The 20,348-nt window shown below is 47.6% G+C and carries 15 protein-coding genes; 4 read left to right on the top strand and 11 right to left on the bottom strand.

Going from position 1 to position 20,348, the window contains the following annotated elements; all coding sequences use genetic code 11:
• Positions 1-30 precede the first annotated feature (30 nt).
• A complete protein-coding gene (locus ACT6NU_RS04735; protein ID WP_445383314.1) occupies positions 31-1,320 on the bottom strand; it encodes a serine hydrolase domain-containing protein in 1,290 nt (429 codons plus the stop codon).
• A 189-nt stretch (positions 1,321-1,509) separates the two neighbouring features.
• Between ACT6NU_RS04735 and ACT6NU_RS04730 the strand changes: the two genes are divergently transcribed.
• Together ACT6NU_RS04730 and ACT6NU_RS04725 are read left to right on the top strand one after the other, a co-directional pair.
• Complete coding sequence (locus ACT6NU_RS04730) at positions 1,510-1,842, top strand: single-stranded DNA-binding protein (protein WP_445383313.1); 333 nt, start codon at positions 1,510-1,512, stop codon at positions 1,840-1,842.
• Between the two features lie 116 nt (positions 1,843-1,958).
• Positions 1,959-2,396: a hypothetical protein gene (locus ACT6NU_RS04725; RefSeq protein ID WP_445383312.1), complete on the top strand. Its 438-nt coding sequence runs from the start codon at positions 1,959-1,961 to the stop codon at positions 2,394-2,396.
• Between the two features lie 334 nt (positions 2,397-2,730).
• Here ACT6NU_RS04725 and ACT6NU_RS04720 read toward each other — a convergent pair whose 3' ends face one another.
• The 5 genes from ACT6NU_RS04720 to ACT6NU_RS04700 form a co-directional block, all read right to left on the bottom strand.
• On the bottom strand, positions 2,731-3,249 hold the full coding sequence (locus tag ACT6NU_RS04720) for a ferritin (RefSeq protein ID WP_445383311.1): 519 nt from the start codon (positions 3,247-3,249) through the stop codon (positions 2,731-2,733).
• A gap of 82 nt (positions 3,250-3,331) precedes the next feature.
• Positions 3,332-4,234, bottom strand: a complete 903-nt coding sequence (locus tag ACT6NU_RS04715; RefSeq protein WP_445383310.1) for a histone deacetylase family protein — start codon at positions 4,232-4,234, stop codon at positions 3,332-3,334.
• 56 nt (positions 4,235-4,290) lie between these two features.
• Positions 4,291-6,369, bottom strand: coding sequence for a methionine--tRNA ligase (gene metG / locus ACT6NU_RS04710; RefSeq protein WP_445383309.1), 2,079 nt, complete (start codon positions 6,367-6,369; stop codon positions 4,291-4,293).
• 145 nt (positions 6,370-6,514) lie between these two features.
• The gene (locus tag ACT6NU_RS04705) at positions 6,515-8,212 is read right to left on the bottom strand and encodes a DUF1501 domain-containing protein (protein ID WP_445383308.1); all 1,698 of its coding nucleotides are present in this window, start codon (positions 8,210-8,212) and stop codon (positions 6,515-6,517) included.
• Positions 8,213-8,223: 11 nt separating this feature from the next.
• Positions 8,224-9,732, bottom strand: a complete 1,509-nt coding sequence (locus ACT6NU_RS04700) for a DUF1800 domain-containing protein (protein WP_445383307.1) — start codon at positions 9,730-9,732, stop codon at positions 8,224-8,226.
• 189 nt (positions 9,733-9,921) lie between these two features.
• On the opposite strand from ACT6NU_RS04700, the gene ACT6NU_RS04695 reads away from it, so the two are divergent.
• Positions 9,922-10,287, top strand: a complete 366-nt coding sequence (locus ACT6NU_RS04695) for a YraN family protein (RefSeq protein ID WP_445383306.1) — start codon at positions 9,922-9,924, stop codon at positions 10,285-10,287.
• A gap of 50 nt (positions 10,288-10,337) precedes the next feature.
• Positions 10,338-10,997 carry an aspartate kinase gene (locus tag ACT6NU_RS04690; protein WP_445383305.1) on the top strand — a complete coding sequence of 220 codons (660 nt, stop codon included), beginning with the start codon at positions 10,338-10,340 and terminating at the stop codon, positions 10,995-10,997.
• A gap of 18 nt (positions 10,998-11,015) precedes the next feature.
• On the opposite strand, the gene mfd is transcribed toward ACT6NU_RS04690, so the two are convergent.
• The 5 genes from mfd to ACT6NU_RS04665 all read right to left on the bottom strand — a co-directional run bounded on the left by mfd (position 11,016) and on the right by ACT6NU_RS04665 (position 20,285).
• Positions 11,016-14,393, bottom strand: coding sequence for a transcription-repair coupling factor (gene mfd / locus ACT6NU_RS04685; RefSeq protein ID WP_445383304.1), 3,378 nt, complete (start codon positions 14,391-14,393; stop codon positions 11,016-11,018).
• A gap of 72 nt (positions 14,394-14,465) precedes the next feature.
• A complete protein-coding gene (gene pdeM, locus ACT6NU_RS04680; protein ID WP_445383303.1) occupies positions 14,466-15,104 on the bottom strand; it encodes a ligase-associated DNA damage response endonuclease PdeM in 639 nt (212 codons plus the stop codon).
• Positions 15,105-15,154: 50 nt separating this feature from the next.
• Positions 15,155-17,653, bottom strand: coding sequence for a ligase-associated DNA damage response DEXH box helicase (locus tag ACT6NU_RS04675; RefSeq protein WP_445383302.1), 2,499 nt, complete (start codon positions 17,651-17,653; stop codon positions 15,155-15,157).
• Complete coding sequence (locus tag ACT6NU_RS04670; RefSeq protein ID WP_445383301.1) at positions 17,650-19,263, bottom strand: ATP-dependent DNA ligase; 1,614 nt, start codon at positions 19,261-19,263, stop codon at positions 17,650-17,652. The genes ACT6NU_RS04675 and ACT6NU_RS04670 overlap by 4 nt, the downstream gene beginning before the upstream one ends.
• A complete protein-coding gene (locus ACT6NU_RS04665; RefSeq protein ID WP_445383300.1) occupies positions 19,260-20,285 on the bottom strand; it encodes a ligase-associated DNA damage response exonuclease in 1,026 nt (341 codons plus the stop codon). The genes ACT6NU_RS04670 and ACT6NU_RS04665 overlap by 4 nt, the downstream gene beginning before the upstream one ends.
• Positions 20,286-20,348: the final 63 nt, after the last annotated feature.

Raw genomic sequence — 20,348 nt, 5'->3', positions numbered from 1 at the left:
ATTTGTTATCGGGGAAATAAGGTTGGTAGCTCAATCATCGATGGCAGCAAAAACCATTTGTCTGAATTTCCAACCTGTGGTATCTCCCTGCAGAGCCTGGGTTTGCTTCATCAGGATTCCGATCAGGTTTTCTCCCGGGTCTGCAAAGTAGGAGGTGTTGAAATACCCTCCCCAATCGAAGGTGCCGATTCCGCCCATACCGCCCATTTGCACTCCTTTTTTATTGAGTACACCAAAGGCAATTCCGTAATCTGCCGTATTGCCGTCCCACAGATCGCCGATCTGGTTTTGCATCATCATATCTATAGTGGTACGGCTCAGCAACCGATTTCCATTATAGACACCTTTATTCAGATACATCTGCAGGAAAGCTGCGTAATCGCTGGCGGTACTGGAGAGGCCCGCACCTCCGGCAAAATAGGATTTGGCCCCGTTTATAGGATAATCAATTTCAAAGACTTCTGTGTCGAAATTTGCCCACCCATTCTCTGTTTTATGCTGCACCTTTACCAGGCGATTAGCTTTGTCATCAGGCAGGTAGAACCAGGTATCGTTCATCCCAAGGGGGTCGAAAATCCGTTCTTTCAGGAATTCATCAAAATCCTGTCCCGAAATGATTTCGACAAAACGTCCCAAAACGTCCAGACCCTCGCTATAGGTCCATTTTTTGCCGGGTTCGTGGTGCAAGGGCATGGCGGCCAACTTGGGAATATTATCTTCCAGCGTAATTGGCTTTGAAGTAAAGGCATCTATAATACCTGCTTTGTTGTATGCTTTGCGGAAGCGCTCGTCACCATCTATCATCCCGTATCCAATTCCGGAGGTATGGGTCAGTAAATGCCTGATAGTGATGGGTTTATTTAATGGTTGAACGGTAAAAGAACTATCTGCTTCGTTAAAGGTTTCAATTACTCCGCTGTTTTCAAATTCGGGTATGTATCTGGAAATCGGGTCTTCGAGCCTGAATTTGCCTTCTTCCCAAAGCATCATTACTGCTGTTGCAGTTATGGCCTTGGTTTGAGAGGCAATTCGAAAAATATCGTCTGTTTGGTAAGGGCGCTTTTTTTCAGCATCTGCATTCCCAAAGGCTTGCAGGAATACGATTTTGCCATTTCTGGCGATCAGGGCTACCCCGCCTGGAATTTCATCAGTGGCAACAGCCTTATTGAGCATATCCTTGATTTTTTCAACTCTGGCAGTAGAGAGGCCGGCAGCTTCCGGCTTGTCCCCTAAAAGTTTTTGAGGATGTTGGGCGGCCAGGAATTGAACGGAAAGTGCAATTAATGTAATACAGGCTAAAAGCCGAAAAACAGGTTTCATTTTGGTTGATTTTAGGTGCTGAGAGTTCCTCTAAAGATAAGCATTCGAAAAAAATAAGGATTATCCGTTTTTAATTAATTAGATCCGAAACTAAACATTTAATAACCGTGTATTTACCCGACAGCCCCATAAGTTTGAAAGACGGATGAAAACCGAAAAATAGAACAGTTAACATCAAACAATGTAAAAATGAATGCACTCAGAAACAAAGTACAACTAATTGGAAATTTAGGTCAGGACCCGGAGGTATTGAATCTGGATGGTGGGAATAAAATGGCAAAATTTTCAATTGCCACCAATGAAACGTACAGAAATACGAAAGGGGAGAAGGTGACGGATACCCAATGGCATCAGGTGGTAGCCTGGGGAAAAACTGCTGAAATTGTTGAAAACTATCTCGGAAAAGGAAAGGAAGTGGCTATTGAAGGCAAACTGATTCATCGAAGTTATGATACCGCTGAAGGGCAGCGGAAATACGTTACCGAGGTCAAATGTACCGAACTGCTGATGCTTGGTAAATAACAACCGGGTTATTTATCGATAAAAGGGGCGGATAGCCCCTTTTTTTATGCCATTGGTACGGGAGTTTGTACCTTATATATGAGTATTTTCTCCCAGAATTCAAAAATGCCGTAGTGATGTTGAGCCGCTGTTTTCTTTGGCTGTTGGTTTTCGGTTTAGGCTGCAATCAGGCTTATGGCCAGCAATTGCTTTCACAACGGGACGATTTCCACTTCTTTGATAATCAGGGCCAGCACGATGCGCTTTACGAACAACAAATTACTTTTGGCGGGGAAACCGAAGAACTGGATTTCTGGAGGGATCAGCGAAGTTATGAGAGCGAACTCTATGCCAAAAGACCCGCGGCTTACAAGATATACCTCCTGGCTAAAGGGAAAGCCTATTCGGCCCACCAGCTCCAGTGCAACGCCGCCTGTGAGCACGGAGACTATTACTACCTGCAGGCGTCCTACTATCTTCAGTTTGGCACTGATGCCGATAAATTAGGGCAGGGATTTGAAAATTCTTCTGCTGAATACAGATTGCTGGCATTGGGCAGCAACCTTCCGAAATAAAGCTCAGGGACTGAAATTATAAAAGGTGGGGGTCCAGCCTTGTAGGTTCAGGCCACTTTTTGAAGCGTTGTATTTTTTTCAAGGAGTTGCAAAAGGTCTGTACAGGGGCACTTCTTACATCGACGACTTTCGCACTTCTTGAATTTTTTACAGCATTTGGACTTGCAATTCTGCAGGTTGCAATCCTTTTCAAGGAGTTTTTCAATCCTTTTATTCCGGATCTTGAGTTGTTTGGAAGGTTTTTTTGGTTTTTTCTTTCCCATGGCCGCTTATCTCCAAAGCAAAAATAAGCAACAGTTTTAATTTTTAATTAATCTAAATAAGATTTAACATTTTAAACCCCGGTATCAGAAGCAGCACTGTCTACTGTGATCTGTTGCACGTCCCTGTCAAACAGGTATAAACCACCCTTGTCATTTCCAATCAGCTTTATCTTGTCCAGAATGGTACGGGCCAGGGCTTCTTCCTCTATTTGTTCTGCAACATACCATTGCAGGAAGTTATGGGTGGCGTAGTCTTTCTCCTGCAGGGTTACATGTACCAATTCATTTATTTGGTTGGAAACAAATATTTCATGCTCGTATAATTCCTGAAAGAGTTTTTGAAAGCTGCCGTATTCCGTTTTTGGAGCACTGAGGTCCGTAACAATGGCATGTCCGCCACGTTCATTTACATACTTTATCAATTTTAGCATGTGCATGCGCTCTTCATCGGAGTGCTTGTACATAAACTGGGCAATTCCTTCCAGTCCTTTAACTTCCGCCCAGGAAGCCATTGAAAGATATACCTGGGAAGATTCTGCCTCCACCCGGATTTGGTCGTTAAGGGCTTTTTCAACTTGTTTGGTAAGCATATAATATTTTCAAATAAAGTTACGAATAAGGCTTCTTAATTTCAAGCTGAAAACTAAGGCTTTTCCATCAGATATAATAAAATCAGAAAAAGACCTGCCCCGCAATCCTGAAAGTGTTGGCATGCGCATCAACAATGGTACTTAATTGGGGGGAATAGCCGCCTCCCATACTGCAAACTACGGGTAAACCGTGGTTGTGGCACCATTCAAAAACCATAATATCCCGCTGCCGGCAACCTTCAGGGGTTAAACCAAGCGTACCCAGTTTATCGGTTTGCAAAACATCAACCCCGGAGAGGAAAAAAACAAAATCAGGTTGCTGTAATTTAAACAATTCATGCAATTGTTCCTGCAGTATTTGCAAATAGGGACCATCTGTTGTACCCTTTTCCAAAGGAATATCGCGATCTGAAATTTCCTTTTTAAAGGGGTAATTGGCCTTACCATGCATGGAAAATGTAAATACTTCCGGAATATTTCTAAAAATCTCTGCTGTACCATTGCCCTGATGTACATCCAGATCCAGAATCAGAATTCTGCGGGCCAGGCCCTTGGCCAGAAGGTAATGCGCGGCAATGGCCTGATCATTCAGCATGCAAAAGGCCTCCCCCCGATCGGAATAGGCATGATGGGTACCTCCGGCAATATTCATGGATACACCGTAATCCAAAGCAAAATGGCAGGCCTGGATAGTGCCTGCAGCAATGATACGTTCCCGCAGTACCAAAGCCTCGCTCCAGGGAAACCCTACTTTACGCATAGCCCGCGCCGGAATCTTTCCCGCCCTGAGGTCCGAGTAGTAGGCCGGGGTATGTGCTCGTAAGATATCGGCATCCTCCGGAAGGCCCGGTTCAAAAAAATTGTCCTCCGTACAGCTGCCTTCATACAACAGTTGTTGGGGCAGCAATTCATACTTCTGCATCGGGAATCGATGCCCTTCCGGGAGAGGATGCTTATAAATGGGGTGGTAGGCTATTTTTAACATCTGATCCCCAATCTGTGGTTCTGTTTGGACACCGGGTTACTGGGATTTAGGATTCATCAGGAAATGATGGCTCCATTTTCTGCTCCCGCCTGCTCCGGACCCACAAAAATCAGTTTTCCTTCGGCATTTTCTGCCAAAAGGATCATCCCTTCGCTTTCTACTCCCCTTAGTGGTCGGGGGGCAAGGTTTATAAGGACGGTGACCTGCTTCCCAATCAATTCTTCGGCGCTGAAGTGCTCCGCTATACCGGAAACAATGGTGCGCTCGTCCAGGCCGGTTGCTACTTTCATCACCATCAGTTTTTTGGTTTTGGGCATTTTTTCGGCTTCCAGGATGGTTCCTACCCTCAGGTCCATCTTTGAAAAATCCTCGTAATTGATAGTTTCCTTTTGGGGGGCTGCAATTGTATTTTCCATTTCGTTTTGTTTTTTGGTCGCTTCCAGTTTCTCGAGCTGCTTTTGTATTTCAACATCTTCTATTTTACGGAAAAGCAGGTTGGTTTCTCCCAGCAGGTGGCCTTCGGGAAGTAAGTATTGATCTTTTGCCACCGCTGCCCAGTCGGGTGCGCTGCCGAGTTGTTCAAAGTTCAGCAGTGATTTGAGTTTTATAGCCGTAAATGGGAGAAAGGGATCGCAAAGTATGGCCAGGCCAGCTGCGACCTCCAGGGCAATACGCAAAATAATACCGGCTCGCTCTGCATCTTCTTTGATGACTTTCCAGGGTTCTTCTTCTGCCAGGTATTTGTTCCCGAGGCGGGCCAGGTTCATCAGTTCCTGTGATCCCTCCCGAAATCGAAAACGGTCCAGACAATCAGATATACGGGAAGGATACTCCCTTAGTTCATTAAGCGTATTCTGGTCAGATTCAGTCAACACACCAACACTTGGGATTTGACCTTTGAGATATTTTTGTGAAAGTACGCCCACACGGTTTATAAAATTCCCGAATATAGCAACCAGTTCATTGTTGTTGCGAGCCTGAAAGTCTTTCCAGGTAAAGTCATTGTCTTTGGTTTCCGGGGCGTTGGCTGTTAAGGTATACCGGAGCACATCCTGCATATCGGGAAAATCCTCCAGGTATTCGTGCAACCATACCGCCCAGTTTTTGGAGGTGGATAATTTCTGGCCCTCCAGGTTGAGGAATTCATTGGCAGGGACGTTTTCGGGCAGGACAAAATCCCCGTGGGCCTTGAGCATGGAAGGGAAAATAATACAATGAAAAACAATATTGTCCTTCCCGATAAAATGCAACAGGCGAGTGTCTTTAGCCTTCCAGTAAGGCTCCCAGTCCTTTCCTTCCCGGGCTGCCCATTCTTTGGTGGAGGAGATATACCCAATGGGCGCATCAAACCATACATAAAGGACCTTGCCTTCGGCGTCTTGCAGAGGGACCGGTATCCCCCAGTCCAGGTCACGGGTTACAGCCCTCGGTTTGAGTCCCTCATCAATCCAGGATTTACACTGCCCGTAAACATTGGGTTTCCAATCGTCTTTGTGGCCTTCCAGTATCCATTCCCGCAGAAAATCTTCAGAGCGATCCAGGGGGAGGAACCAGTGTTTTGTCTTTTTCAGAACCGGGGTTGCCCCGCTGATGACCGAGCGTGGCTGGATCAGGTCGGTAGCGTTAAGGGAAGACCCGCAATTCTCACACTGGTCGCCATAGGCTTCTTCATGCCCGCATCTCGGGCAGGTTCCCACTACAAAACGGTCGGCCAGGAATTGCCCGGCCTCAGGATCGAACAGTTGTTCGGTTATTTCTTCTATAAAATCTCCCTGCTTGTAGAGTTTGGTAAAAAATTCAGCAGCCGTTTGGTGGTGGATCTCCGCAGAAGTCCTGGAGTAATTGTCAAAAGCAATCCCGAACTGCTCAAAAGACTTTTTGATGATTCCGTGGTACTTATCGATGAGCTCCTTTGGGCTGATTCCTTCTTTCTTCGCCTTCATGGGGATGGCCACTCCGTGCTCGTCACTCCCACAGATAAACAAAACTTCTTCCCCCTTGAGCCTCAGGTACCGGCTGTAAATATCCGCAGGAACATAAACCCCGGCCAGATGCCCGATATGAATAGGGCCATTGGTGTAGGGCAGGGCTGCTGTAATAGTGGTTCTCTGATAAGGGCGCCGGGCTGCAGACATAAATTGCTTTATTAAGCCACAAAAATAACCAATTTTACAGGTGGCCTACAAGCAGCTGCAAAAAAGAAAAGCCCTCGGGACACTGGACAGATAAGAATATCCGGGGCGTCCAGTGTCCGAGGGCATTAATCTTAAGGTATTGGGGTCAGGAAACCATGATAGACTTGGCCAGCCTTCGGTCCTGTACATCAATCCTGTAGATGTATTTTCCGGTTGCGAGATGTCTGGGTACGCGTGCACGCACATCCAGATCCAGGCTACCTTCAAACATCATTTCGTTATAAAGGGTAGCAACCTTTTGTCCCAGAATGTTGAAAAGGGTAATATCCACATGACCGCTGAAAGGAAGCTCCACATGTATGAATGGATTTTCCTCAGTGGGGTAAAAAGGCCTGTGTACAATGGCGTCCAGTTCTTCCTGAGTTGGAGGAGCCGCGTTCGGATCGTCCGGATAGACAGGAGGAGTGGGTGGATCATCATTATAGGCAATATCAGGAAAATCGACTCCGCTACAATTGAACCCGAGGTTTACCGGGTTATATGGGTGTCCGAGCAGGTGTTGTTCTACCAGAGGGATAGGGACACAAAGCCATTCAGCCAGAACGGTAGCATAAAGGTCCCTGAAATCCATAGTATATTCGAGGTTTCCACGGCTGTTGGGGTCTTCCAGAGAAGGATGTTCCCCCACAAAGGCACTGCCTTCCAGTCCGGATCCGAAGAACAGGGTAGGTGCTGCCTTTCCGTGATCTGTTCCGTTTGAACCGTTTTCAAAGATTCGCCTTCCGAACTCTGAGAAGGTCATGCTCAATACTTTATCGTCTTGTTGTGTAAAGTTCAGGTCATCGTAGAAATCCTTCACGGCCACAGAAAGGTTGGTCATCAGCCTTTCGTGTGCCAGGGGCTGGTTACCATGAGTATCAAAACCTCCCATGGAGATCATGTATACCTTGGTGCCCAGATTTCCCTTGATGAGTCGTGCCAGCAGGGCCAGTTGCCGGGCAAAGCCGTTGTCCTGGTATTCAACCTGGTTCTGCCCGCGCTCATAGGCTTCATGAATCAGCCCGGAGTATTCGTAGGTTGTATTGGCAACACCTCTGAGGAATTTCACCTGGTCTCCGTACATACAACCATCGAAAAGCATCGGGTCCAGACTGTACTGCTGTCCTGTTTCAGCTATTTCTTCCAGCTGGTTGATGTTGGAGGTAACAAAGGCGTAATTCGTTTCTTCTCCCTGGAATATCAGGTTCCCGAAATTACCGATCTGGATGGCTGCCGGGGCAGCCGGTGGGTTAATCAGGTAATCCGGGTAAATGTTTTCGAAATAGCGACCCATCCATCCGGTATCCAAACCGCTGAAACCGGTAGTGGTCAAATCCGTATTGGCATAGATATCAGAGCCGGTAAAATGGGACAGGCTCTGGTTTTCATATCCGACCCCATGGACAGCCTTAAAGGCACCTTCCCCCCACATTTCCTCAAGGGACTGCATATAGGATGGAATCCCGAACTCATCCGTAAGTTTCAAAACCTTACTCTCCGGAATATAAATGTTGGGCCTGGCATTGGCATAGGTATCGTACTGTTCAATGGGGATAACAGTACTGAGACCGTCATTTCCACCCGAGAGGCGGATCAGGATCAGGATACCATCGCTGGGGGCGTTTGCAATAGCCGCCGTTAGCGGTGAAGGGGCAGAGGCTGTTAGCATATTGCTGCCCAGCATCATGGACCCGGACCCTGCTATACCGAGGGCCTGTAAGAAAGAGCGCCGGCTCCAGAACTTATGTTCCTGATCGTGAATCTCAGAATTATTTTTGGGGAAGTGTATATGATTGTTGCACATAGTCGTAGGGATTATTTTAATTGAAACTCAGGTTGACGGGAAAGATGCATTAAGAGGAGGAATACCTGCTGCGGTACTTCCGGGCTGATGGACAAAATCCATAACCCCAGACCACCGGCTATATAATCCGAGCCGTAGTAATTCTCGGGTATATCCTCAATTTTGAATACATCCATGGCATTTTCGAAATCCTGGGCTGTAAGCAACCCTTTAGGCAAAAATTTGTCTACAAGGGCCCGAACCACAGTTTCCGGGTTGCTGGTGCTGCTGTCTGCTGGCCCCACGGCATCCATAGCGAGGGTTCGGAATTGTTCCGCGTTATCTGCAAAAAATCCCTGAATCATCACCTCGCTGGTGAGCCAGCGGCCAATCATAAAATTCGTATTGATCCAGCTGCGGTCGCGTTGCCAACCTGCCACATCTACGGGGTCGAAAAGTTCCTGACCCAGAAGTCGGGACGACTCTATGGCAAATGAAAGATTTGTATCGTCAAAAGTAAAGTTCGTTTCATTAATAAAATTTAGGTAGATATCAAATGGACTCTTGATGATTACCCCTATGGCATCATCGTCAAAAAAGTGCTGGCTCTTAAAGAGCTGGGATAAAACCGGAGCGATTTCAAAATTATTTGCAATAAAGGTACCGGCCATTTCCGAAATGATTGCCTGGGCGTTCCCGGCATCATCATCTGCATCCGGGTGGACAAAAAACTGGTAGAGTTTCTTACAAATGAATTGTGCTATCTCATTGGGTCGCTGCTGGAATAGGATATTGTGGACATCGTCGTATCCCCAGTTCCCGGTTTGCCCCAGGATCGTCTTGGGTCCGGCATCGAAGGCTGTAGGATCAAAAGTTACCGGGGTCCACTGGACATCCCCGCGTTCTGTGTAGCCGCTCAGGGCCTTGGCCGTTTCAATGATATCCTCTTCAGTATATCCGTTTCCTTCGCCAAGGGTAAAAAGCTCATAGAGCTCACGGGCGTAATTCTCGTTTGGATTATCTCCGTTGTTGTAGGCCCCGTCCAGATAAAATAACATAGCATTGGTAAGGCCTATTTCGCTTACAAATGTCCGGAAATTCCCCAGGGCATTGCGTTGCAGACAATTGATATAATAGTATAGGAAACCGGGACTGTCATAGACATCGAGCTCGGTTACAAAGTGATTGCTCCAGAAAAAACTCAGACGGTCCCTTAGGTTATTGGAAAGCATTTCCCGGGTATAGTCCAGTCTCCAGGTGTCCCTTTGAGTCCGGGCCAGTTGCCTTGCGGCATCATCGTCAGCAGGGTAATTGTCGCGGTTCCAGTCTGCCCAGGCAGGTGCTGCCAGGGGCGGAAGGGTTAATGCCTGGTTAATAATACTGTCTACCAGGGCATTGGCACTCTGTCCGATTCCCTGATTTACGGTAGCTACCGATGCGCTGAACCCCAGGCGCCGGTAAAGATGTTCCACCCTCGTTCGATCTAATGGGGTGATATACAGCGACAAGGGCGCCGTATTACAATTCACGAAGTACTCCATAGTTGTTGTAGGCTTTAAGAACGTTCATGTGTTTAGGGGCAAATTCTTAACGCACTAACAAACCACTTAGTATGGTGTTGAAAGATTTTTCGTTGTACTACATGTTAAATTACGGTCTCTGATCAAAAATTGCGGGAAATACCACTTTTTTTCGATGAATTACCTAAAATTTTCACAATTACCCATTGTATGACTACCGATTCCACTACCATGTTGGGCAATAAAGGGGAAGCCCTGGCAGTGGCGTATCTCAAAGAAAAGGGATATACTATCCTTGCCCGGAATTATCGTTACAGAAAGGCCGAAATTGATGTTATTGCAAGTGGGGAAGGATTTTTGGTCATTTTGGAAGTAAAAACACGTACCGGAGGGTTTTACGAAAGCCTTTCCGAGAGCATTACAGCAATCAAAATCAGGCGACTTATTGCAGCGGCTGATCATTTCGCATTGGAAAATGACTTCAAGATTGAAATCCGCTTCGATATTATACAGGTGATTTTAAAGGCTACGGGCCATCAGATCCATCATATAAAGGATGCCTTCTACTTTTTTTAATAATTTGTTTTATATATAACAACTTGTTAATTTTGACTCAAATTTAAAAGATGAAGACCATATCTTCCGTAGTGGAAGGCTACATAAAAAAGAAACCCTTCTTGCAAACTGCATTGGCCCAGGGGATTATCAACCTGACCTCCCTGTCGCGCCGGATCAAACCTGAGATTGAATCGCATTTGGGGAAGGAAGTTCGCAACGGCGCAATTGTAATGGCCCTCAAAAGGCTTTCCGACGACCTTGAATTTCGGGCTACCCACAGGATTGTGAAGGTGTTGAAAAATATAGGCGAGATTACAGTAAGGTCCTCCCTAACCGATTTTACCTTCCTGGTTTCCGATAGCATCCTGGAAAAGCAAACCCGTTTACTGGAAGAAATCAACAGGCATACGGATATCTTTTATACATCTTCCAGGGGTGTGAATGAATTGAATATTGTGGTCAGCAATAGTCTGGATTCCCTGATTGAAAAGCAGTTTGGGGGAGAACGGCTTACGCAGAAAGCCGAGAACCTGGCGTCTATAACCGTTAAACTACCGGCTGAGAATGTCTCCGTGCCCGGAATCTACTATTTTATTTTTCAGCGACTGGCCTGGGAGGGTATCGTACTATATGAAGTTATCTCCACCACAAATGAGTTTACCATCCTGGTAGATGAATCACAGGTAGATACTGCTTTTACGGTTATCAAGGACTTAAAGTCTTTATAGGTATGTCTTAAGACCTCTTTAAGTTTCTGTTGGTTCTGTTACGGGAATGAGTTCGCGGTATAATGGAGCTACGGCCCTTTGTGCTTTATCTATAGTGGTCACGCCTTCCATGGTGAGTAAAAGCCTGAGCCCGTTACGGGTTTGTTTTTCTTTCATTCGCAGCTTTCCCGGATGCAGCTGGACAAACTGCAGTACCTTGTTAAAACGTGCCGACTGGTAAAAGGGAGATTGCTGATCCGAAATAAAGTACCCTATAAATTTACCCTGTTTCATCACCACTTTTTCCAGCCCTATGGCAGCGGCCATCCATTTAAGCTGAACAGACTTCAGAAGGTCTTCGGCCGGCTCCGGAAGTGGCCCGAAACGATCCTTTAACTGTCGCTCGAATTCGTCCAGTTCATCCTCAGACTTCAGTTCATTCAACTGGGTGTACAAAGACAGACGCTCGGAAATACTATTGATATAAGTATCCGGGAAAAGCAGTTCAAAATCAGTATCTATCTGGGTGTCTTTTACGTATTTCTTATCCTCAGCCTCCTGATCTTTATAGAGATCCCTGAATTCATTATCCTTTAATTCCTCAATGGCCTCCGCCAGTATTTTCTGATAGGTTTCAAAGCCTATTTCATTGATGAAACCGCTCTGTTCGCCACCCAGGAGGTCTCCCGCACCCCGAATCTCGAGGTCTTTCATGGCGATATTAAACCCGCTGCCCAGTTCGGTAAATTGCTCCAGAGCCTGAATCCTTTTGCGGGCCTCAGGGGTCATGACATCGTAGGGTGGGGTAATAAAATAGCAAAAAGCCTTTTTATTACTGCGTCCTACCCGACCCCGCATTTGGTGCAGGTCGCTCAGGCCGAAATTGTTCGCGTTGTTAATCAGTATGGTATTGGCATTGGGTACATCCAGGCCGCTTTCAATGATGGTAGTGGAGACCAAAACATCAAATTCCCCTTTCATAAAGGCCAGCATGAGCTGTTCCAGCTTGCGGCCTTCCATCTGCCCGTGCCCGATGCCGATCCGGGCATCCGGCACCAGCCGTTGTAACATCCCTGTTACCTCTTTTATATTTTCGATGCGGTTGTGTACAAAAAAGACCTGCCCGCCCCTTTGGATTTCATAATGGATGGCATCGCGTATACTGGCTTCGTTAAACCGGATAACTTCACTTTCAATAGGGTACCGATTGGGAGGAGGGGTATTGATCACAGACAAATCCCGGGCCGCCATCAAGCTGAATTGCAGCGTCCTGGGGATAGGGGTGGCCGTAAGGGTCAGTACATCCACATTTTCTTTCAGGGCTTTGAGTTTGTCTTTTACCCCCACCCCGAATTTTTGTTCTTCGTCCACAATCAGCAGCCCCAGGTCTTTAAATACGACTTGTTTATTCACCAGCTGATGGGTGCCGATAACGATGTCAAGCGATCCGCTGCCCAGGCCTTCCAGTACGGTTTTACGTTCTTTAGCCGTTCGGAAGCGGTTCAGGTAGTCTACACTAACGGGCATTTCCTTCAGACGTTCGGTGAAGGTTCGGAAATGCTGGAAGGCCAGGATGGTGGTGGGTACCAGTACGGCCACCTGTTTGCCGTTGTCCACAGCTTTGAACGCTGCACGTATGGCAACTTCTGTTTTCCCAAAGCCCACATCGCCACAAACCAGGCGGTCCATAGGCCTTTCACTTTCCATATCTGCTTTTATGGCTTCTGTAGAGGCGCTCTGGTCCGGAGTATCCTCATAGAGGAAGGAGGCTTCCAGTTCGTGTTGCAGGTAACTGTCCGGTGCGTATTGAAACCCTTTTTGCAGCCGTCTTTTGGCATAAACCTGAATCAGGTCAAAGGCAATCTTTTTGACACGCGACTTGGTTTTCTGCTTGAGTTTCTTCCAGGCTGCGGACCCCAGCTTATAAATTTTTGGAACGGCCCCGTCCTTTCCGTTATACTTGGCAATTTTATGCAGGGAATGGATGCTGACATAGAGGATGTCACGGTCTCCGTAAATCAGTTTAATGGCCTCCTGTTTTTTTCCTTCCACCTCAATTTTCTGCAAACCCCCAAATTTGCCGATCCCATGGTCAATATGGGTCACATAATCGCCTATCTCAAGTTTATTGAGCTCTTTCAGGGTGATCGCCTGCTTTTTGGCATAACCATTCTTAAGGTGGAAGCGGTGGTAGCGTTCGAAGATCTGGTGGTCGGTATAGCAGCAAAGACCCAGTTCTTCTGACTGGAACCCCTGGTACAGGGCCATCACTATTGTAGTGTAGGGGACGCTTTTACCTATTTCATCAAATATGTCGTGAAACCGTTGTGCCTGTTGTTGTGAGGAACAAAACAAGAAGTTTCTGAGGCCTTTTTTGTGGTTTTCCGCCAGTGTCTCCAGAAGGTATTCAAAGCGCTTGTTAAAAGCAGGTTGGGGCTTGACGTCAAATTGCAAATGTGACCCGATATTTGCATTCTCAGTACGGTTTTCCAGTAAAACCCTTGTAAAGGGAGCTAAATCTGCCTGGAACAGGGTGGCATTCATAAAGAGTTTTTCGGGGGTGGCATGTGAGAGCTCCTGCGGTAGTTTGGCAAAGGCCTCTTCTGCCTTTTGGAAAAGCTGGTCCAGAATGCGATAACTAAGGTCTGGATGCTTCAGGAAAACCACGGTGTTTGCTGAGATGTATTTGAGAAAGCTCTCCCGCGATTCGTGAACCACCTTATTAGCCACATTCGGGATAATGGAAATTTTCTTTCCCTTTTCCAAAGACAGCTGTGTCTCTACATCAAAGGTTCGTATACTGTCTACCTCGTCCCCGAAAAATTCAATGCGGTACGGCTCATCGTGGGAGAAGGAGAAGACATCCACTATCCCGCCCCGAACCGAAAACTCTCCTGGTTCGGTAACAAAATCTACCCGTCTGAAATGATACTCAAAAAGGACTTCATTGAGGAAATCCAGGGATATGGCATCCCCGGTTTTAAGTTTCAGGGTGTTTCTTTCCAGTTCCTTGCGGGTAACTACCTTTTCAAACACCGCATCCGGGTAGCTAACGATTAAGGCGGGTTTTTTTCGGGAGTTGATGCGGTTCAGCACTTCGGCCCGCAGCAGTACATTGGCGTTGTCGGTTTCTTCTATTTCATACGGGCGGCGGTAGCTCCCGGGATAAAAAAGCACATCCTTGTCTCCCAGTAATTCTTCCAGGTCGTTCAGGTAATAGGCTGCTTCTTCTTTATCCTCAAGCAGTAATAGAAAGGGGCGTTCAGCCCTTTTAAAACTTTCTGAAATGACAAAGGAAAGGGAAGATCCGGAGAGTCCGTTTAATGTTGCTACTGCTCCATTTTGGGCAATAAGTTCCTGCAGATTTCCAAACTTTGGAACCTGTGAAATCGTCTCCCGGATGAGTGCAATACTCAAGGCAAATTTTTTGTGCAAAAATAGGACTAAGCGAGCGCCCGGGCAATTTTCAAGGGTATTTAATGACTTTTTCTAACTGCTTACGGGGATCACCTCTTCTTCGGCAAGGGCAAATGCGCGATCTGTAGCAGTGAGTTCCAGCACGTGTGAGCCTGTAAAATTTCCAAAGGCGGGCAGGATAAGCTGGTTTTGGCGAAGGAAAAAGCAGGAAAGCCTGAGCCGTTGCCTTCCATGGCCCCCCAGTCTGACCGCCGGATGTATATGTCCTGAAATATTAAAGCCAGCTGTGGAGTCTGTAGGGTGATGGGTAAAAGTAAAAGGTCCTCTTTGCAGTTCTTTGTACAGACGCACACCCAGGGCCTCATACCTGAGAGGGGAAATAATGTCGTGGTTGCCCACTATCAGTTCTAATGCGGCAGGGCAGTTGCTTACCCACTGTTCAAACAGTTCCCATTCTTTATTGATATGGGAGTGAAACAGGTCTCCCAGAAAACAAATAGTCTCGGGCTGGAAGGTCTGATACAACACATCCAGGCGCTTAAAATTCTCATATATGGCTGCCTGTGGTACCGCCGCTCCGTATTTACGGAAGTGCATTATTTTTCCAAGATGTACGTCGCTGATCACCAGCAATTTTCGGTCTTTCCAAAACAAAGCTCCCCATGGATGCAGTTCCATGGCCTCTCCGTTTATGTCTACAGGGTATACCACAGGCGTAAAAGTACCAATTCAAATGAATTGCAAAAAAGGTTCCTGGCCTATTATTTTTTCTTCCTTCGCCCCCGGGTGAGCACCTGGGTCATTTTCCGGATTCGGTCCGCCAGTTTCTCGCTGGAGAGTTTTTCCCGGAGCCGGTCCGTTATGATGGGAAAGGAGAAAGGGGTTGGCTTTTCACATTGCATCCAGCGAATTTGCTGATGGTCTATCCGCTCCAGGGCCTGCCGCAGGCGTCCCTCCTCCAGCTGATGCTCAAAGGTCTCGGTAAAGGCCTGCTGGAAGAGCAGGTGGTCTGGTTCGTAATCCCTGAAAACTTCGAATAACAACTGTGAATTGCTCTGCAGGTGCTTCATCTTTATTCCCTTCTTGGGATATCCCGTAAAAACAAGGCCGCTGATGACGGCAATATCCCGAAACTTGCGTCTGGCCATCTCAGTGGCATTCAAGCTTTTTTCCAAATCTTCGACCAGGTAATCGGTGGTAAATAAGTTGTTATCCAGAATTAGCTGGATATCCGGTTGCTGATCCGAAAGCAGCTCAAAACCATAGTCGTTATAAGCCAGGGAAAAAGTAATGGGAGACAACAGGCTTATCCGATAGCTGAGCAGGCTGGCCATGGCTTCGTGAACAAACCTGCCTTCAAAAGGATAAAAAATAGTGTGATATCCCTCCCGTGTTTTAAAGGTTTCAATCAGGAATTCGCCGGGCTGAGGGACAATGCTCTCCAGCCGTTGCCTTTTAAACAATGGGGCAAGGCAACGGATTTCAATGGCCTGCTGAGCTTCCGGCAGGCTGGCGGAATACAATTCTTCCCGCAGCAACTGGGACATCTGTGCAGATAAGGTAAGCCGTCCTCCCATCCAGCTGGGAACCTTGGAGGTCTTTTTGCTGGAGTTGCGAACCAGCACCTGCATATCGCGGATCCGGATAAATTCCAGGTTCCGCCCCGCAAAGGTAAAAACATCCCCCTGTTGCAATTTTGAAATAAACCACTCTTCAATAGACCCTATATACCCGCCCTTCTGGTAGCGGACACTCAGGTTTGCATCCCCTACAATGGTACCAATCTGAAATCGGTGCCTCATGGCAACCCCCCTGTTGGTGACCTTAAACAACCCGTTGTCCAGAACCTCCACCTTTTTGTATTCGTCATAACTGCTAAGGCTCTGGCTTCCCAGCACCAGAAATTTCAGCAGCCATTCCCACTGTTCTCTGTAGAGTGCCTGATAGCAAAAGGTTTGCTGAACTTCCCTGAAAATCTCATCCGGATTAAAACCATCTGATACGGCAAGGGTAGTAAGATACTGTACCAGAACATCAAAACTGTTGAGGTAGGGGATACGGTCTTCCACTGCCTGATTGCGAACTGCATTTTGCAGTGCTGCTGCTTCGATCAGTTCTATGGCGTGGGTTGGTAAAAAGTAAATCAGGCTTTCTTTCCCCGGCCGGTGACCGCTTCGCCCTGCCCGCTGCATAAATCGGGCCACGCCCTTGGGGCCTCCTATCTGTACAACGGTTTCCACCGGAGCAAAATCTACACCCAGGTCTAAACTGGAGGTACAGACCACTGCCTTGAGGCTTTCGTTGCGGATGGCCTGTTCCACCCACAAGCGGGTCTCCTTTTCGATACTGCCATGGTGCATGGCTATTTCCCCGGCAAATTCGGGATAGCGTTCCAAAATTTTTTGGAACCAGATTTCACATTGGCTGCGGGTGTTGGTAAAGAGCAAAGTGGTCTTGCTTTCCCTGATGATCGGGATAACAGCATCGAGCAGGTGGAGCCCCAGATGTCCCCGCCAGGGAAAGGTTTCCATTTTTTCTGGGATGATACTTCGCACAGTAAGCTTTTTTTTAAGGCTTGCCCTGATCAGGGTGGAGTTTTCAAGTGCCGCTGAATCCGGGCCCAGCAAAACCTGCCGCGCCTGTTCCAGGTTTCCGATGGTGGCGGAGATCCCCCAAATCCGCAGGCCTCCACTGATGGATTTAAGCCGGGACAGGGCCAATTCCATCTGCACCCCCCGTTTACTACCTAAAAGTTCATGCCACTCATCCACTACGATGGCATAACACCCCTTGAAAATATCTTTATAACCCTTTGTGGCCAGCAATAATTGAAGACTTTCCGGGGTAGTGATCAGCAGGTCTGGCATCGTTTTTCGCTGCCGGCTCCTTTCGGCTGTTGAGGTATCCCCGGTGCGGATGCCTACTGTAAAAGGTATTTCCAAGTCTCTGGTGATGCGCTCGGCGGATTGATAGATTTCCTGGGAAAGTGCCCTGAGCGGGGTAATCCAAACCGCCTTAAGGCCTTTTTGGTGCCGTTGTTTATATTCCGGGTTATCCTTAATGTATTGCAAGAGGATGGGAAACCAGAGGGCATAGGTTTTTCCACTGCCTGTAGGCGCATTCAGCAGGCCGTGTTTACCTGCTAAAAAGGCCTTCCAGGTTTTTTCCTGAAAAGGGAAGGGCGTCCAGCCCTGGCTGGCAAACCAATCCCGGGCGAGGCCGATAAGCGCGTAATTTGTAAGTGCTTTGGCTTTCATCATTCAGGGATGAGCTTTTTTAGTTCTTCCAGGCTGTTGGCATCTTCAATTTTCTTGTCTGTCCTCCAGCGCAAGATGCGCGGGAAACGGGTGGCTACACCGCTTTTATGCCTTTTGGAACGCGCAATCCCCTCAAAGGCAATTTCAAAAACATGGTAAGGGGTTACCGAGCGAACCGGCCCGAATCGTTCCAGGGTATTTTTCCGGATCCAGGCATCCAGCCTTCGGAATTCTGCATCGCTTAAGCCGGAATACGCCTTGGCAAAGGTCACCAGCTCAGGGTTTCCTGCTTCATTTCGGTCCCACAGGGCGAAGGTGTAGTCTGTAAAGAGGTTGCTGCGGCGGCCATGCCCTCTCATGGCATAGGTAAGGACGGCATCAATGGTAAAGGGATCTACTTTCCACTTCCACCAATCCCCTTTTTTTCGGCCAACCCTATAGGGGGAAGAGCGCTGTTTGAGCATCAGGCCTTCCGAGCGGACTTCCCTGGCACGGTCCCTTTCTTTTGCAGCCTGTTCCCAGCTTTCAAGCTCGAGTACAGGGGACAACTGCAATGGGATTTCAGCATTCTCTGCATGCGGGCCGACCAGCGCATCCAGTTTCTCTCGTCGCCATTGGAAAGGGCGGGTCCTGATATCATCCCCCTGCCATTCCAGCAGGTCATATGCTTTTAGGATTACCGGGATTTTTTGGAGCAGGTTTTTGGAGATGGTTTTGCGCCCCAGCCTTTTCTGGAGGTCGTTAAAACTTCCTATCCGGCCCTCCGGGTAGGGGAGAATTTCCCCGTCCAGGACGGTTCCATCAGGGAGAATTTCCGTTAAAGCCTGAAATTCCGGATAGGAATCCGTAACCAGTTCTTCCCCCCGGCTCCAGACAAAAAGGGTGTTGTTGCGAATAATGAGTTGGGCCCGTATGCCATCCCACTTGTGTTCCATAAACCAGTCTTCCGGACTGCCTAGTGCTGTTGCTTCTTCTTCCAGAGCATAGGCCAGGTAGAAAGGGTAAGGCTTGGAGAGAAAATCTGCCTGTTTTTGTTTGAGAACCAGATCCTCGAAGCTTATCTCTGCCGGTTTCCAGTTACCCATTAGTTTATATGCCAGCACGTCCTCATCCAGGCCTGTGGCCTGGGCAAGGGCCCGTGTCATCAGTTTCTGACTGATCCCGATACGGAACCCACCGGTTATGAATTTTGTAAAAACAAAGCGTTCGTAATAATCCAACTGTGGCCACAACGCCAATAAATAATCTTTTTTTTGCGCTTCCTCCTTCGGTTTCAGCGCAATGAGTTCTTCCATTACTTCACTCAGGGGCTTTTTGAAGGGGCTTTTATTTTCCTGCTCCGGGATGACCAGGGCGATAGTCTCTGCCAGGTCTCCCACAATGTGATAACTTTCTTCAAACAGCCATAGCGGGATTCCTGCCAGTTCAGAGGCCCACTCTCGCAATAAAGTGGTGTTTACCGGGCGGGAAGGGCGCCTGTGTGAGAGGATGGCAATGGTCCAGACCTTATCCGGATCCGGGGCCTCTTTAAAATAATTACTCAGGGCGGCAACTTTTGTATTGGTCTTATTGGTTGCATCCAAAGTTTTAATAAGATTGGCAAATGCTTTCAAGAATCTTCCTCCTTTCCTTCTTTTGGGTTTAATTCTGCCAGTTCGCCCTCGTATTGTGTATCTTCTGTACGGGCATCATATCCCTCTTCCCGCAAATAGCGGGCAAATATATCTGAATACCCATGGGTGCAAATCACTTTCTCTGCCCCTGTTGCCTGGATACTTTCCAGCAGACCGCTCCAGTCACAGTGATCGCTTAGTACAAATCCCTTGTCTATTGCCCTTCTCCTCCGGGCACCCCGGAAAGTCATCCACCCACTGGCAGAAGCCGTTTGGAAGGGCACCAGTTTTCGGATCCAGGGACTCCCATGAGCACTGGGGGGTGCCAGGACCAGGTTTCCCCGGATAGCCTTTCGGTCCGTTTCCGGAAGGATTTGAACGGTAGGGGGCAGGGGGTGCAAATCCCGGATAACCGAAGTCATTTTTTCAATGGCTCCATGTGTATAAATGGTTCCTATACCGGTATCCAGCATGGAAAGCAATCGCTGGGCTTTCCCAAGGGAATAGGCAAACAGGACCGAGGTAATGCCTGCTCGCTGGTTTTCGGCCCACCAGTTATTGATTTCCCGCATTACTTCATTTTGTGGCTTCCATTTAAAGGCAGGCAGCCCAAAGGTGCATTCCGTGATAAACGTATGGCATTGTACAGCTTCGTAAGGCGTAGCTATGCCATCATTTTCGGTTTTGTAATCTCCCGAGAATACCCATACCTCTCCTTTATGGGCCACTCGTATCTGTGATGAGCCCACAATATGACCGGCCGGATGAAAACTGAATTCCACCCCGTTGATCCTGAAGGACTCTCCCCATTCCCTGCCATCGATCTCAATGGCTCCAAGCCGGTGCTTAACTATGGGAACATTTATTCTGTGCGTAATATATTTTTTGTGCCCCCAGCGACTGTGGTCTGCATGACCGTGTGATATAAGGGCTTTATCAACAGGTTTCCATGGGTCCAGGTACACATCTGCCGCTGCACAATAAATCCCTTTATTCGTAAATTCCAGAAGCGGTTTTTTCATAGCTGCGTGAATTTACGGAATATTCATTTTTCCCGGAGGTTTTTAACGCTTCTTAAGGTTGGT

The sequence above is a fragment of the Robiginitalea rubriflava genome (assembly GCF_052540725.1).
The sequence above is the reverse complement of the archived record's forward strand: the minus strand, read 5'-3'. Positions and strand labels throughout refer to the sequence as shown.

Bases quoted from the DNA above. Each gene is read 5' to 3' on its own strand.
- ACT6NU_RS04735 (WP_445383314.1), bottom strand. From the start codon at position 1,320: ATGAAACCTGTTTTTCGGCTTTTAGCCTGTATTACATTAATTGCACTT.
- ACT6NU_RS04730 (WP_445383313.1), top strand. From the start codon at position 1,510: ATGAATGCACTCAGAAACAAAGTACAACTAATTGGAAATTTAGGTCAG.
- ACT6NU_RS04725 (WP_445383312.1), top strand. From the start codon at position 1,959: ATGTTGAGCCGCTGTTTTCTTTGGCTGTTGGTTTTCGGTTTAGGCTGC.
- ACT6NU_RS04720 (WP_445383311.1), bottom strand. From the start codon at position 3,249: ATGCTTACCAAACAAGTTGAAAAAGCCCTTAACGACCAAATCCGGGTG.
- ACT6NU_RS04715 (WP_445383310.1), bottom strand. From the start codon at position 4,234: ATGTTAAAAATAGCCTACCACCCCATTTATAAGCATCCTCTCCCGGAA.
- metG (WP_445383309.1), bottom strand. From the start codon at position 6,369: ATGTCTGCAGCCCGGCGCCCTTATCAGAGAACCACTATTACAGCAGCC.
- ACT6NU_RS04705 (WP_445383308.1), bottom strand. From the start codon at position 8,212: ATGTGCAACAATCATATACACTTCCCCAAAAATAATTCTGAGATTCAC.
- ACT6NU_RS04700 (WP_445383307.1), bottom strand. From the start codon at position 9,732: ATGGAGTACTTCGTGAATTGTAATACGGCGCCCTTGTCGCTGTATATC.
- ACT6NU_RS04695 (WP_445383306.1), top strand. From the start codon at position 9,922: ATGACTACCGATTCCACTACCATGTTGGGCAATAAAGGGGAAGCCCTG.
- ACT6NU_RS04690 (WP_445383305.1), top strand. From the start codon at position 10,338: ATGAAGACCATATCTTCCGTAGTGGAAGGCTACATAAAAAAGAAACCC.
- ACT6NU_RS04675 (WP_445383302.1), bottom strand. From the start codon at position 17,653: ATGATGAAAGCCAAAGCACTTACAAATTACGCGCTTATCGGCCTCGCC.
- ACT6NU_RS04665 (WP_445383300.1), bottom strand. From the start codon at position 20,285: ATGAAAAAACCGCTTCTGGAATTTACGAATAAAGGGATTTATTGTGCA.